Origin of the sequence: Mesotoga sp. UBA5825, assembly GCF_002432955.1 — a bacterium.
Lineage (GTDB): Bacteria > Thermotogota > Thermotogae > Petrotogales > Kosmotogaceae > Mesotoga.
In genome coordinates this window covers 1-14064 of sequence record NZ_DJHG01000122.1, presented here as the reverse complement: position 1 = coordinate 14064, position 14064 = coordinate 1, and the positions used below count along the sequence as shown (strand labels likewise).

Annotated in this window: 14 protein-coding genes; 5 read left to right on the top strand and 9 right to left on the bottom strand. The window is 49.4% G+C overall.

Annotated elements, in window-relative coordinates:
- Positions 1-66: 66 nt before the first annotated feature.
- Positions 67-189 (bottom strand): hypothetical protein, encoded by a 123-nt coding sequence (locus tag B3N33_RS12075; protein ID WP_292593480.1) that lies wholly within the window; start codon positions 187-189, stop codon positions 67-69.
- A 690-nt stretch (positions 190-879) separates the two neighbouring features.
- On the opposite strand from B3N33_RS12075, the gene B3N33_RS12070 reads away from it, so the two are divergent.
- Complete coding sequence (locus B3N33_RS12070) at positions 880-1251, top strand: NifB/NifX family molybdenum-iron cluster-binding protein (RefSeq protein WP_112109550.1); 372 nt, start codon at positions 880-882, stop codon at positions 1249-1251.
- A gap of 45 nt (positions 1252-1296) precedes the next feature.
- Positions 1297-1635, top strand: a complete 339-nt coding sequence (locus B3N33_RS12065; RefSeq protein WP_243392454.1) for a PadR family transcriptional regulator — start codon at positions 1297-1299, stop codon at positions 1633-1635.
- 19 nt (positions 1636-1654) lie between these two features.
- Here the strand turns inward: B3N33_RS12065 and B3N33_RS12060 are convergent, their stop codons facing one another.
- Genes B3N33_RS12060 through B3N33_RS12050 form a run of 3 tightly spaced genes read right to left on the bottom strand, consistent with a single transcriptional unit; the run spans position 1655 to position 4324 of the window.
- The gene (locus B3N33_RS12060) at positions 1655-2617 is read right to left on the bottom strand and encodes a 1-aminocyclopropane-1-carboxylate deaminase/D-cysteine desulfhydrase (protein ID WP_099830998.1); all 963 of its coding nucleotides are present in this window, start codon (positions 2615-2617) and stop codon (positions 1655-1657) included.
- Positions 2618-2628: 11 nt separating this feature from the next.
- Positions 2629-3882 carry a M48 family metallopeptidase gene (locus B3N33_RS12055; protein WP_214078988.1) on the bottom strand — a complete coding sequence of 418 codons (1254 nt, stop codon included), beginning with the start codon at positions 3880-3882 and terminating at the stop codon, positions 2629-2631.
- Entirely contained in the window at positions 3875-4324 is a 450-nt protein-coding gene (locus B3N33_RS12050; protein ID WP_102818802.1) for a hypothetical protein, read from the bottom strand. Before B3N33_RS12050 ends, B3N33_RS12055 begins: the two co-directional genes overlap by 8 nt.
- Before the next feature lie 231 nt (positions 4325-4555).
- Between B3N33_RS12050 and B3N33_RS12045 the strand changes: the two genes are divergently transcribed.
- Positions 4556-5878, top strand: a complete 1323-nt coding sequence (locus tag B3N33_RS12045) for a mechanosensitive ion channel family protein (protein WP_292593479.1) — start codon at positions 4556-4558, stop codon at positions 5876-5878.
- A gap of 15 nt (positions 5879-5893) precedes the next feature.
- On the opposite strand, the gene B3N33_RS12040 is transcribed toward B3N33_RS12045, so the two are convergent.
- The 5 genes from B3N33_RS12040 to B3N33_RS12020 form a co-directional block, all read right to left on the bottom strand.
- Positions 5894-6637, bottom strand: coding sequence for an ABC transporter permease (locus B3N33_RS12040; RefSeq protein WP_214078986.1), 744 nt, complete (start codon positions 6635-6637; stop codon positions 5894-5896).
- A complete protein-coding gene (locus B3N33_RS12035; RefSeq protein ID WP_214078985.1) occupies positions 6618-7715 on the bottom strand; it encodes an ABC transporter ATP-binding protein in 1098 nt (365 codons plus the stop codon). The genes B3N33_RS12040 and B3N33_RS12035 overlap by 20 nt, the downstream gene beginning before the upstream one ends.
- Positions 7708-8895: an ABC transporter permease gene (locus B3N33_RS12030; protein WP_292593478.1), complete on the bottom strand. Its 1188-nt coding sequence runs from the start codon at positions 8893-8895 to the stop codon at positions 7708-7710. The genes B3N33_RS12035 and B3N33_RS12030 overlap by 8 nt, the downstream gene beginning before the upstream one ends.
- A complete protein-coding gene (osmF, locus tag B3N33_RS12025) occupies positions 8888-9793 on the bottom strand; it encodes a glycine betaine ABC transporter substrate-binding protein OsmF (RefSeq protein WP_214078984.1) in 906 nt (301 codons plus the stop codon). The genes B3N33_RS12030 and osmF overlap by 8 nt, the downstream gene beginning before the upstream one ends.
- Positions 9794-10198: 405 nt before the next feature.
- Positions 10199-11596: a mercuric reductase gene (locus B3N33_RS12020; RefSeq protein WP_214078983.1), complete on the bottom strand. Its 1398-nt coding sequence runs from the start codon at positions 11594-11596 to the stop codon at positions 10199-10201.
- Positions 11597-12076: 480 nt separating this feature from the next.
- Between B3N33_RS12020 and B3N33_RS12015 the strand changes: the two genes are divergently transcribed.
- Positions 12077-13036, top strand: coding sequence for a 4Fe-4S dicluster domain-containing protein (locus B3N33_RS12015; protein WP_214078982.1), 960 nt, complete (start codon positions 12077-12079; stop codon positions 13034-13036).
- 147 nt (positions 13037-13183) lie between these two features.
- Positions 13184-14023: a mechanosensitive ion channel family protein gene (locus B3N33_RS12010; protein ID WP_214078981.1), complete on the top strand. Its 840-nt coding sequence runs from the start codon at positions 13184-13186 to the stop codon at positions 14021-14023.
- Positions 14024-14064: the final 41 nt, after the last annotated feature.

The following is a 14064-nucleotide window of genomic DNA, read 5'->3' as shown; positions in this document are numbered from 1 at the left end:
GATAACCTTTCAAGAGCAGAACGACGCCCCGAGCAGCTTTCAAACAATGAAAAGTTGCTCTGCGGGCTACTCCCTGACCTCGAACGTGAGGAAGTCGATCTCTACACCACCGCTGTCCGAGTCATTCAATCTGAAGTCGTAGAATCCGGCATCCCATGGAGCGGTAAATACTATCAAACCGTCTGTCATGCCGCCGACGTAAGCATACTGAATGTCGTGCAGGTCGTTTTCGGACTCGCTTCCATGTGGAATATCAGAGGGAACGATTCCGATCCAGGCGTACGTTTCGAGGCCTTCTGTTCCGTAGAAGTACAGAGTGATCTCTTCGCCCGGCGCAAAGACGTCTTTGTAAANNGATCCAGGCGTAAGACTCTAGTCCCGAAGTTCCGAAGAAATAGAGATTGATCTCTTCACCGGGAACGAAAACAAGTTTGTCAAGGCTCATGTACTTGGATTCCAAGGGAAACTCATCGTCCGCAACATATACCAGACTCTCGATTTCATCGAGATAGAATTCGTAGATTGAACCATCCTTCAAAGTAATAACCAGCAGACCATTCGCAAGCGCCGCAACACATAGTGCCGCAATTATCAGTAAAGCAAAAGTCTTTTTCATGCCGCACCTCCTCCATGATGATTCTCTCACAATTGCTCATTCAGACGGCCGTCGTTTCATGCCTCCCTCAAGAACTATTGCTTCACCAGAAACGTATGGACAGTCTCAAAACAGGAGGCATTTTAGTCATTTCTTTCCGGCAAAGCCGTGAAACTGATCTCCCCTTGAGGAAGAGCAAATCAGATCGCAGATGCTATCATAACTCAGTCTTGTTCGAATGCTATAATATATGTTAGATGAATATAGGTAAGGAGGTAGTTTTTGTGAAGATCGCAATTCCCATTGTTGATAATAACGGTCTCAAATCCAAGATTTCAGAGCATTTCGGTCACTCTCCGTTCTTCGCATTCGTAACTGTGGAGAACAACGAGATTGTCTCTCACGAAATCGAAGCGAACCCTTTTGAACAGCACGAGCCGGGCGAGATTCCAGGCTACGTGAAGAGTAAAGGCGCCGATGTGATAATAACAAGAGGCATGGGCGGCCGGGCAAGACAGTTCTTCGAGACGCTGGGCGTACATGCCATTACCGGGGCCAGCGGGACCGTCGAAGCGCTAGTAAGAACCTACATTGAAGGCGAACTTTCCAGCGTTGAATACGAGCCCGAAGACCATGGAAAGTTCCACAATCACTAGAAAAAAGACGACGGAGCATATATGAGAAGTATGAGAGGAAGACGAATGGGGATGGGCAGATCATGGATCGAGTTGTATCTGCTTCTCCTCATCGCTGAGAAACCGGGCCACGGGTATGAACTGTCTTCTAGAATCAACGACTTCGAGATCCCTATCTTTGGTGTCGGTCAGATGGGCAGTCTTTACCGGGTGCTCGGGAGTCTCGAGGAAACGGGTCTTATAACCTCTGAATGGGATACTGAAGACACAGGTCCAGCCCGGAAGAATTATAAGATAACCGAAGCGGGCCTTGAATATCTTAAATCTGCCGAAGTCAGGATCAGAAGGTTCAAAGACAATATAGATAAGTTTCTTGAAAGGCTTGAAGATCTAAAGAAAGCATGAAGCCCTGCGACGCAGGGCTTCACTTCACATAAGCTGCCGGATTGTCGAACAGCTTGAACAGTCCGCCTGTATGGATAAAGAGAACCCTCTTTCCGGCAAATCTCCCTCTAGAGATTTCGAGCATGCCTCTGAAGGCTTTTGCCGTATAGACAGGATCAAGGAAGAATGCTCTCTCCTTCGCAAGTTTCTTTATGAGATCCATATCCTCTTCCGAAGGCACGGCGTACGCCGGTCCAGAGAAGTCATCGACTATTTCGATTTCACTGCCTTCAAGCGAGACGGCTATCCCGTACTCTTTCAGGCCTTCTATTAGTTGTTTCGTCTTTTCCACAAATAAGGACGAGGGATCTTTCGTGACGTTTATGCCGATCACTCTGGTGTTATATCCGAGCGATTTTAGACCGGCCACGAGGCCCGCATAGGTGCCCGCGCTACCAACCGCTGTGAAGATGGCTTCGACACCGTCGAGATTGATCTGTCCTGAAAGCTCTTTGACAGCATCCACATATCCCCTGGCGCCAAGCGCGTTTGAGCCGCCCTCGGGGATCAGGTAGACTTTGCTGCCCTTCTTCTCGTATTCTTCCTTCTTCGTGGCGAAGATCTCGTCTATCTTCGAATACTCTTCTTTTGTCACATAATGGATATCGCTGCCCACCATTGTGTCAAGAAGAACATTCCCCTGGGGGATCTCCATCGGCCTTCCCCTGAGGAAGAGAACAGGCTGCATTCCGAGCGATCTAGCGGCAAGGGCCGTTGCCCTGCAGTGATTAGACTGAATGCCCCCGCAGGTGAATACCGTATCTGCCTTCTTTTCCAGAGCATCTTTCAGAAGATACTCGAGCTTTCTGATCTTGTTTCCGCTCGTAATGAAACCCGTTAATTCATCATGCTTGCAGAACAGTTCGAACGGAAGTTCGAGGTACTCTTCAATCCATTCAAGCCTGTTCACAGGTGTAATGCTGTTAATGAACTTGAGTTTCAAGCTCTCACCCCCTACTCTCTCTCATTTATATTAGAGACTATGCTGTTCAGTTTTTCAATTCGCTCCCATGGCGGCGGGTGGGAATAATTGAGGGCCGCATATAGCGGATGTGGACTCAGGTTTGACAGGTTGGACGCGGACAGGTTCTTCAGCGCGCTTATCATGGGCAGCGATGTGCCCAGCATCTCGGCTGCATACCTGTCGGCTTCGAACTCCCATCTTCTGCTTATTAACGAGTCTATCCAGTCGAGCATCGTGAAGACCGATGAGAGGAAAACACCTGCGTACAGAAGAGTGGTGAACTTCTTCTCAATTCCGAAAATACCAGAAGCCAGAGGGCTCTCGACGATCAGCCAGAGCAAGACCACCGCAAAGGCTGCAGCAGCATTTGAAACTAGCATCCCCTTCAGGATGTGTTTGCATTTAAAATGGCCTGCTTCGTGTGCGAAGATCGCCTGTATCTCTTCTGAAGTGTGCTTCTCTAGCAAGCTGTCAAATAGAACGATCCTTTTCGCGCGGCCTATCCCTGTGAAGAAGGCGTTCGTGTGGCCGGTCTTTCTCGAAGCATCCATGACCAGGATCGACTTCACTTCAAAGCCTGCCTTTTCGGCGATAGCCCTTAGCCTGCCCATAAGGTCTTCATCATCGAGAGGTTTGAGCTTGTAGAAGATGGGCAGGATTACTGTTGGAAATATCAGCTGGGCCAGAAGCTCGAAGACTATGACTCCGATAAGCAGATACAGCCACCAGTAAGCAAACGAGTCGACGGCCAGTAGAACCAGAGTTACTATGGGGATACCGATTACAGCCACCAGGCTTATTCCCTTCAGCTTGTCCGCAACGAACGTTCCCGGTGTCGTCCGATTGAATCCGAATCTCTTCTCGAGAACGAACGTCGAGTAGATAGAGAAGGGCAAAGTGATGATAAAGGCGGTCGCTCCAATGACGATGAAGAACAAAAGCCCCTGAATCACGAACCCTTCCGCCGCTCTAACCGCTAAGGATTCAACGGCTCTGAAAAACCAGAAGATGCCTATGCTCAACGCTGCAAGACTCACAATCGACGAGGTGATGGCAAGAGAGCCCTTTGCCCTCGTGTAATCCACGGACTTTCCAATGAGGTCATCGTTGAAGACGTCGCGCAAGTTGTCGGGAAGGGATACCCTCGAGAGTCTGGCGTTCCTGTAGTTTAGAGACAGCAACGTTAGTTCAAAGAGACTGATTCCATAGACAACGAGAAGAAAGACGATCTCGAAGCTAGCCATCTACTTCTTCTTTCTCTTTCATGTACTGCTCTACTTTCTCTTCATCCAGTCTCTGAATCTGTCCTTTGGATGCAGGTCTGAATTCCTCGGTTTCGTGAAGAGCTTCTCCCAGAGGGCACCTTTTCTCGGGATTCTCTATTAGGTAGTTCATTAACCCGTCTTTGTCTACGAAGATCTTGTAGAAGACCTTCGTTCCGTCGGTCAGTTCATAGATCCCGCATGGTCCGTTGAACAGCGCCTCGGCTGCCCGGAGGTAAAGCATAGCGTCATTGAAGGAACTGAAAGAAGCTCGAGGGCCGTGCCTTTCCCGCTCGTCGTCATCCATACAGATCGCCCTTCCACAGGTGGAACAAACGTATTGAACGTGGTTCAAGAGGCAATCTTCGGGGTTCTTCAGCGGCGTCGCCCTACTGTCACTAGAGTAGCATTCGGGACATTTCAACTCACTCACCTCCAATACACTATTTTACGACATTGTGGCGATCTCTGAAAGCCTCCATTCAGATTGACGTTTTGATCGGAATAATTCCATTCACTTCTCGACTTTGGGGATTGGCAAATCGATAAGTGTCTGATGTTGGAAGCCCAACGTGAAGAGGCAGTTATGGAGTCAGTGATGTTATTATTGTCTGAGCGGGCTATCTAGTGACCATATCTTTGAGGGGGCGATCTAGTGGTCAATATCTTTGCCGGGTGGTTTTCGGCTCTCGGACTCAGTGAGACTTTTGACTTGGTACTTGCCAACATAGTTGTTGGAATAATCATGATAGTCGTGGCCTTCTTATCCAAATACATCTTCGAAAAGGTCCTGATTAAGCCTATTGAGCTTATTGTGAGAAAATCTGCATTCAAATGGGACGACCTTCTCGTAAAACACAAACTGCTCAACAAAATTGCCCTTATGATACCGGCCATCGTGATTGCGCTATTCGCTCCTGCATTCCCCGCGATAAGCGACGTAATCTACAGGCTGGTAACCACATATCTGATATTCATCGCCGCCGTTGTGATCGATGCCTTCCTGGACGTTTTCACAAGCGCTTATCAGTCTCTGGAAACCTCTAAGGATAAGCCGATAAAGAGCTACATGACCGTTGTGAAACTAATGGTGTATACCATAGCCGGCGTCGTTGCGGTGTCCGTTCTGACGGGGATTTCTCCGTGGGGTATCCTGAGCGGAATCGGTGCGATGACCGCCGTCCTACTCGTCATATTCAGGGATTCACTTCTCGGGCTCGTCGCCAGCATCCAGATTTCTAAGAACAACCTTGTGAGCATCGGGGACTGGATAGAGGTTCCAAGATACCAGGCCGATGGTGATGTAATCGACATTACCCTTACAACGATAAGAATTCAGAACTGGGACAAGACGATAACTACAATCCCTTCATACGCGATAATCTCTGAATCGTTCAAGAACTGGAAGGGGATGTTTCAGGCCGGCGGAAGGCGAATCAAGAGATCTGTCTACATAGACACCTCTTCCGTCCGCTTTCTCGATGACGACCTGTATGACAGGCTGCACAAGATCCAGATTCTGAGACCTTACCTCGAAAGCAGAAAGAAGGAGATCGAGGAGTTCAACAGAATGAACGAGGTAGACGTAACCGAACCGGTCAACGGCAGAAGGATGACGAACATTGGGACTTTCAGGGCATACCTGACCGCCTACCTCAGAAATCATCCCGGGACAAACAAAGATCTTATCATGATGGTCAGGCAGTTGCAGCCGACCGACACCGGGCTGCCTCTGGAGATATACGCCTTCAGTAAAGACACATCATGGGTTAACTACGAATCTCTGCAGTCAGACATTTTCGATCACATCTTTGCTACACTCCCTCACTTCGATTTGAGGGTATTCCAGAATCCTTCGGGAAACGACCTGAGGGCAATGGGAGATCTTCTTGTCGGCAAGAGGCAAGGGCATGAACAGGATAACTCCGAGGAACTCTTTACGGAAAGCCCGCAGTTGCACGCCGAAAAGGACACCTGATTCAAGAGGCAAATCCTACGCTGTAGAAATCGTTTTCTCGATATTACCGAGCAGCGCATCGGCTGAAAATGCGAGAAGCGCCGCCGGAATAGCCCCTTCAAGCACAAAAGCGGGATTCTCTGCGACAAGTCCGGCGATAATGGGCGACCCGAGGCCACCGGCCCCAATGGTTGCCCCCACAGTTGCCGTCCCGATGTTTATTACGACCGAAATCCGAATTCCCGACATGATTACTTTGAGCGCAAGCGGGAGCTCAATTCTAAACAGCACCTGCCACGAAGACATACCCATTCCATATGCTGCTTCACGCACATCTGCGGGGATGTTTTCGATTCCCACTATTGTGTTTCTTAAGATGGGAAGCAGTCCATAAAGCAGCAGAGCGGCGACCGTCGGTTTGAATCCAAATCCCAGCAACGGTACGGCAAGAGCGAGAACAGCGACGGGAGGGAAGGTCTGGCCGAGGGAACTCAGGCTTGAAACGAGAGGCAAGTACTGCCTGCCCATCGGACGTGTAACCAGCACTCCTATCGAGATGCCGATAATGGTGGCAAGTCCGCTGGATACGATGACCATCCAGAGATGTTCGGCCACTAGCTCCAACAAAGTCCCTCTTGGATGAAGAACCTGCTTCTCTCCGGGAAAGAACCATCGCAGAAAGCTCTCCCACCATGCCATATTAGAGATGAGAAGGACGAAGGCCAGCAAGAACAGTCCCAACAAGACCCAGGATAAGACTCTACTTCTCTTCTCTGTCACTTCTGGTCAACTCCTGGATTCTGGTCATGCTTATCTGGCCGAGAAAACGCCCCGTTCTCTCGACGACCGGCAACGCCGCGGTTCCGCTTTCAAGCATTCTGGAAAGCGCCTCCTTAACAGTGCTGTCCGGACTCAAGATCTCTTCTTCCTTCATTTCAGTCAGAGCTTCTCTTACCGGTTTCTCCCTGCTCGAATGGGAGACATCTACCCAGCCGACAAGTCTCTTTTCCTTGTCAAGCGCCCAGACGAATTCCTCTTCGATCTTGCCTAGCTGTTCCCAGCTTCCTGAAAGGTCTATCGCGAAGCTCTCCTCTATATACTCCCTGACCGGGATCCTCGAGAGCCTCTTCAGCGCTCTATCTGATCCCATGAAGTCGTGGACGAATTTCTCCTTCGGATGCGCCAGGATCTCTTCGGGAGTGTCATATTGAAGGATTCTGCCCGCTTTCATGACCGCGATTCTATCTGCAAGCCTTATCGCCTCATCTATATCGTGGGTTACGAAGACGATCGTCTTGTGGAGTTCCTCCTGAATTCTGGCAAACTCGTCTTGGAGCCTCACTCTAGTTAATGGGTCTACCGCTCCGAAGGGCTCGTCCATAAGTATTATCGGGGGATCGGCTGCAAGCGCCCTCGCAACGCCGACTCTCTGGGCCTCGCCGCCCGACAGTTCTTTCGGAAGTTTCTTTGCATAAGATTTCGGCTCAAGCCCTACAAGCTCAAGCAGTTCAGAGATTCTTCTATCTATCTTCGATCTCTCCCACTTCAGCAGTCTCGGCACGGTGGCAATGTTATCCTTCACCGACATATGTGGAAAGAGCCCCACGTTCTGGATTACGTAACCAATTCCTCTCCTGAGCTGCTTCACATCCATGACGGTTACGTCGTTGCCGTCTATCAGGATCTTCCCCGTTGTAGGTCTGACTATCCTGTTTATCATCTTGAGCGTAGTCGTCTTACCACATCCCGAAGGCCCGATTAGAACCGTCAGTTCGTTCGAGGGGATCTCGAAGGTAATCGAATCTACGGCCAGCGTATTCTCGTCGTATTTCTTTGTAACATCTTCAAATCTAATCATTGGCTCCCTCCGAGATTAACCCCTTAGGAGTCAGTATTCCTATAAGCAGCTGCATTAGGGAATCGACTATCAAAGCGAGAGCAACTATAGGCAACGCTCCTAGAAGGACAAGATCCATGGCGGCTTGACCGAGACCCTGAAATACGAAAACCCCGAGACCTCCTGCTCCGATCAGGGCCGCCATGGTAGTGTTCCCCACGGCCTGAACGGCCGCTGTTCTAACGCCAGCAAGGACAACCGGCAGCGAAATCGGAATCTCGACCTTTCCGAGAACCTGAATTCTGCTCATTCCCATCGCCCTGGCAGCCTCCACGGTATCTGTGGGAATAACCTTCAGACTTGAGTAAGTGTTTCTGACTATCGGGAGAAGCGAATACAGGACGAGAGCTATCATGGCCGGAGCCCAGCCGACACCCGTTATTCCTATCTCCCTAAGAAATGGCACACTGCGTGAAAGGTAGGATAGCGGAGCTATTAGCAAGCCGAACAGGGCTATACTCGGGATCGTCTGTATGAAGTTCACAACAGCGAATACAGGTCTTTCGATCTTTGGAGACCTGTTGGCAACTATTCCAAGCGGCACTCCTATGAGCACTCCGGCGAGAACTGCTCCTCCTGCAATTACGAGATGCCTCACAGTCTCTTCAAGAAATCTGTTGCTTCTGTTTGCGTACTCCTTCATTATTGCAAGGTCTTTCAGATGACCCGAGCCGAGAAGCAACAGGAACAGGCCAATCGGAACCAAGACCAGAAGCGATGAGATGATCTTCCTGTCCTTCAGTCTTCTTCTGGCAGCGAATACAACAATGTAGCCGGCCAGGAGAAGAACCCACAAACCGGTGGAAGGGGAGACCCTTGCAAAGGGACCTGCCTTTGAAGCTATAGAGGCGGCATGTCTTCCGGCCAGAAAGAAGCCGAAGACGGGGGCAATCCCTCCCACGAGGCCCATCAAAAAGCTGAATCCCGCGTAGGACAAAAACAAGACTGCAAATGAGGCCACTAGCAGGAGAGAGAGGCCCACATTTGAGAAGCTGCCTAAAGCTACGGGAAATGTCTCCGAGATTCTCGTCTCCTTAACTGAAAGGAATCCCGGGACCAGGAGAGACAACAACATGATGGCCATTCCTAGAATGGCCATCATGTCTCTTCGTCTGGAAATCAGCGTCATAACTCTAGTCAATCAGAGACTTCGATATGAGGAACTGCTCGGCGACGTATCCCGCATCTAAACCTTCTATCGCTATCGAAGCGTTTAGCATCTGCAGCGTCTCGAGATCAAGAGCCTCGAAAACGGGTTTGAGGAGCTCCTCGATTTCCGGATAGGCTTCATGTATCTCCTTTCTAACGATCGGAGCGGGTTCATAAACGGGCTGAACTCCCTTGGTGTCTTCAAGGACCACCAACTTGAGAGCGGAGAGGGCGCCGTCAGTACCATATGCCATCGCGAGGTTTACACCGTCAATGTTCTGGGAAGCGGCCCTTATGGTCTGAGCGGTATTTCCTCCAGAGAAGGCAAGTAGCTGCTCATTTGAAAGCTCGAAGCCATAAGCCTCCTGAAAAGCCGGCATAGCGTCCAGTCTGGTAAGAAACTCCTCTGAAGCGGCCAGCTTAATGAAGCCGCCGCGATTCAGGTAAGACGCGAGGTCTTCAAGTGTCTTTATTCCTTCACTGTCGGAAAGATCCTTCCTGATCGCCAGAGCCCATGTATTGTTGGCAGGGGCGGGGGTCAGCCACACCAGGCCGTTGTTCTCAAAGTCGAGTCTCTTGACTGTCTCGAATCCCTGCTGCGCGTTTTTCCATATACCCGGATCAGTGTTATCGAAGAAGAAACCTCCGTTGCCGGTGTACTCGGGATATATATCGATCTCTCCAGCAATGATCGCCTTTCTGATAACACTCGTAGTTCCGAACTCAGTCTTGTCGTTCACTTCAAAGCCATTCTTCTGCAGGACTATCACTATCATCTGTCCCAACAGTGCGCCTTCGGTGTCTATCTTCGATGCGACCGTAATCGGTCCCTTCAGTGCAAAGCCAATGGCCGTCATTAGTATCAGTGCAATCAGCATTATTCTCTTCATACAACCTACCTCCATAATTCGTATTGCCGATAATTCTACTCCATTTAATTGTACACTATCTCTGAAAGTTTTCAATGCGCCGTTGTCTCTGTTGACATATCCATGTTCCGACTGAAAGCTCCAGCCCAGAATGTGAGATCCGGTTTCTCCCTCTTTCCCATTTCGGCTCAGACAGATAACCCCAAAAAGGGAGAACCTGAAAGCAGCTGATTCACAGAGAGCCACAGGTTGTTCTCATCTTTTCAGAGACCAACAAAGATTCGGGGCTACAACTAGAACCCCACGAGGGAGTATTGACTTCCAAATGCCACGAAATCCAACCACCTTTCTTCCCGAAGGGCTACCTCCATCGACTAACCCCGAAAGAGATTCCGCGAGCATTCTAATATACTCTTGCAAATACGGTCAGCCATCCAGCGTCATGAAGAGATTGTTCAATGATTCCACGAGCGTTGGGTGTGCAAAGACGCCGTCTCTGAGCGAAGTGAATGGAAGCCCGCCCATCATGGCAATCTGAATTGCAGATACAATCTCTCCGCCCTCAACTCCTAGAATGGCGGCACCGATAATCCGGTCTGTCTCTGAGTCGACAAGCGCCTTCATCATTCCTCGTGTCTCGTCCGTTTCAATGGCCCGAGCCACCCTATCAAAAGGCTGCTTTGCCACGCGATAGCTGTACCCCCGACTCGATGCTTCCTTCTCGGTGAGGCCTATTCTTCCAAGTTGAGGATCAATGAATACTACATAAGGGACATCCCTCTCTTCTATCGACGAGCTTCCTCCGTTCAAGAGGTTCTCCCTCAATACTCTGAAGTCGTCGTAGGAAATATGTGTGAAGGCCGGTCCGCCTTTAACATCGCCTATCGCGTAAACTCCCTCCGACGTGGTCTCCATTTTGTTGTTTACCTTTATGAATCCCCTATCGTCAACCTTAACCCCGCTCTTTTCCAGATTCAGGTCGGGAGTATTGGGTAACCTGCCGGTCGCGAGCAGCAGATGGCTTCCCACTAATGTCGTTTCCTTCTCAGAAGATTGCACTCTCAGGCTGATCCTGTTGCCCCCGGCGCTTCTGGCCTGGAGCGGTTCGCTATCTAGAAGGACCTCGATACCTTCGTCCCTCATGATTTCCAAAACCATGCCGGCGATATCCTCATCTTCGCGAGAGAGCAACTGTTTATCCCTTTGAATAATGGTTACTTCACTTCCAAAACGTCGGAACATCTGCCCGAACTCGAGACCAACGTAGCCGCCACCAACGATTATGAGGTGTTCCGGAAGCTCATCGAGCTCCATTATCGAAGTCGAGTCATAAGCCACTGAATTATCCAGACCTCTTATCTCAGGTCTCGCAGGTCTCGTTCCGGTGTTTATCACTATGATGTCTGCTTCCAAGAACTCTGTTCTCCCATCTTGAAGGCTGACTTCGAGCTGTCTTTCCCTTACAAAACGCGCGCTGCCTTCTATCAATGATAGGTTTGGAGAATCGAGAATCCTTTTCTTGCTTCCTTCCCTGAAACTCTCAACCACTTCTTTTTTCCGCCGGATAACTCTTTCCAGATCGACAGAGAACTTGCCAGCATCAACTCCAAAATCTGCTGCGCGCTTTACCAGATGCGCTACTCTTGCGCTGGCTATCATAGTCTTTGTTGGAGTACACCCTTCATTGACGCATGTACCTCCAACTGCCTTTCTTTCCACAAGTGCGACCTTCCATCCTGCATCTGCAAGCGAAAGCGACAGAGGAGTGCCTCCCTGACCGGAACCGATAACTATCGCGTCGAATTTTACCCTACCATCCTTCATTTGATCACCATCCTAATTTTCGCCATAGACATGCAGTTTTCAATGTTTTTCCCGGTCAATCACTTGAAAGCAAAAGGCCCGATTCTTGATCTCTTCATCGGCCATGAGTTGGTGATTATGTTCAATCTTCTTTCGAAAGAGACTAAGCGATTCCTCACCAAGATGATCCACAAAGGATCGGGCAGAGAAAACCTGTCCTGTTCTGCTTTTCTATGAAGCCAGAACGGCCGACCAATCCGTTCAGAAGGCTGAAAAACTGCTCACTGTTATAGATCCTCTGGAGTCACTGAATCTCTGGATACCTCACAAGTTTAGCATCGGGCAAAGCAAAACAAATGAAGGAAAGAGTCTGTGATCGGGAGCTGAAATTGCTTGAAGCCGTCATTGTGTCGCGCCTGTCTTAAATCCAGACGACAGCATAGGATGCAAAAGCCGCTGCTAGTATAATTGTATGATCAGTGCAGGCCGGTGGTGAATAGAATGACTAGATACGATGAGCGTGACACGATGTTTGCCAGGATGAACTACGAAGCAGGATCTCCCGAGTACCGTGACTACTACTCCTTGCATCCTGAGTTGAAAGAGGTGGATGACGATCTTCGAGGAAGACCGAATCTGTGCGACTCCTATAGTCCTTCTTACGAGCTGTTTGAAGCTTCGGAAGTCCGTTCGAATTTCTCCCTTGTAGAAGATCTTCGGCCTCTATGCGAAGGTATGCCATCAAATAACAGATTTCGATCCGACTCGTCAAGCTTCACCGATCTAGTCAAAAGGGTCGCCCGCGATTTTGGTGCAGATCTAGTAGGTGTGGCAGAAATGAAACCGGAGTTTTATTACAGCCACAGAGGCAGGCATCGAGAACACTACGGAAAGAAAGTAACCGATCTACTTCCTTTTGGAATAGCATTCGCGGTTGAAATAAAGAAGGATATGATTGACAGCGCACCGGCGATGACCGCAATGGTCGAGAGCTCCAGAACGTATCTGAAGGCAGCCACGATCGGACTAAGCATCTCCTATTTCATTCGAAGTCTTGGATACTCGGCTAGAAATCATATGGACGGAAATTATCTCGCAATTCTCCCTCTGGTGGCGGAAGCTTCAGGACTTGGCGTTTTCGGAAGACACGGCCTTCTCATCTCTGACAGGTTCGGCCCAAGAATAAAACTCGGACTGGTAACTACGGATATGCCTTTGAAGTGCGACCAATCAATCGATGTTGACCTAGAGAGCTTCTGCGGCAGCTGCGGTATTTGCTCGACAAAGTGCCCGGCTTCTGCAATACCCGTCAATGGAAAGGAGATCGTAAACGGAACCAGGAAATGGGGAATTAGTCACGAGCTCTGTTACTCTTATTGGAGGACGAATGGAACCGATTGCGGTATTTGCATTAGGGTCTGCCCCTTCTCGAAAGGGATCGGCTTTTCACAGTCCATGTAATCAAAAGGCAAAACGCTCCGATTCTGAGAACCTCGGCTGCTTTCTCCAAACTGCTTAGGCGGTAGAAAGGTTTCCGTTTTCATCGAATTTGGGTTTTTGAAGGATCGTATGTAAGAATAACTACATGAGACTATAGGAGGGATTACCATGAATGAAGTACTCAGTACAATTATCGAGTGGGCCATCAGAATAGGGATTAGCGTTGTAATCCTGCTGCTGGCAAAATGGCTGGCAGGTCTCTTCTACAAAGCATTCATGAAATTCGCGGAGAAGACAACCGTTGTCTCCACTCAGTATCGTAAGACCATGAGAACGCTTTTCAATCTGGCGTTCTATGCGCTGGCAGCCTTCATAATCATCTCGGTTCTCTTCAAGAATCTGGCTCCTATGCTTGCCGGACTCGGAGTATCAGGTATTATTGTGGGTCTCGCAGTCAAAGAGCCTCTAGACAATTTCATCTGTGGAATTCTTATAATGATCAACAAGTTGGTTTACGAAGGGGAAGCCGTGGACATTGGCGGAACCTCAGGCGGGATTCAGGAAATAAAACTGAATCACGTACTCATCAAAACCTGGGACGGCAAGCTCGTAACTATACCGAGCAGAAACGTCTGGACCGCAACGATAATTCACTTCTGGCCCGAAAATATAAGAAGAAACGATCTCACGGTAGGCGTTTCGTATTCGAGCGATCTGAACAAAGTGATGAAGATACTCGAGGATTCTGTCAACTCTTATGAAAAGCTATATGTAGACGACAATCACAAACCCATGATCCAGTTCACCGGGTATGGCGCGTCTTCGATCGACTTCGTCGTGAGATTCTGGGTGGAGAGGCCTAACTTCGTCGCCTCAAGCACAGAACTCGCGAAGATCATAAAATCGAAATTCGACGAAAACGGAATAGAGATACCGTTCAGCCAGCTGGACCTGCATATTGTCGACAGCCCCAAAGAAGGCATAAGATTGGCCGGGAAGGAAAGCTGACCGAAGGGATCAGAGGGCAGAAACGTGGTCGGGGGTAGCAG

Coding starts and splice junctions, on each gene's coding strand:
- B3N33_RS12075 (WP_292593480.1), bottom strand. CDS start 189: ATGACAGACGGTTTGATAGTATTTACCGCTCCATGGGATGCCGGATTC.
- B3N33_RS12065 (WP_243392454.1), top strand. CDS start 1,297: ATGGGGATGGGCAGATCATGGATCGAGTTGTATCTGCTTCTCCTCATC.
- B3N33_RS12055 (WP_214078988.1), bottom strand. CDS start 3,882: ATGGCTAGCTTCGAGATCGTCTTTCTTCTCGTTGTCTATGGAATCAGT.
- B3N33_RS12035 (WP_214078985.1), bottom strand. CDS start 7,715: ATGATTAGATTTGAAGATGTTACAAAGAAATACGACGAGAATACGCTG.
- osmF (WP_214078984.1), bottom strand. CDS start 9,793: ATGAAGAGAATAATGCTGATTGCACTGATACTAATGACGGCCATTGGC.
- B3N33_RS12020 (WP_214078983.1), bottom strand. CDS start 11,596: ATGAAGGATGGTAGGGTAAAATTCGACGCGATAGTTATCGGTTCCGGT.
- B3N33_RS12015 (WP_214078982.1), top strand. CDS start 12,077: ATGACTAGATACGATGAGCGTGACACGATGTTTGCCAGGATGAACTAC.
- B3N33_RS12010 (WP_214078981.1), top strand. CDS start 13,184: ATGAATGAAGTACTCAGTACAATTATCGAGTGGGCCATCAGAATAGGG.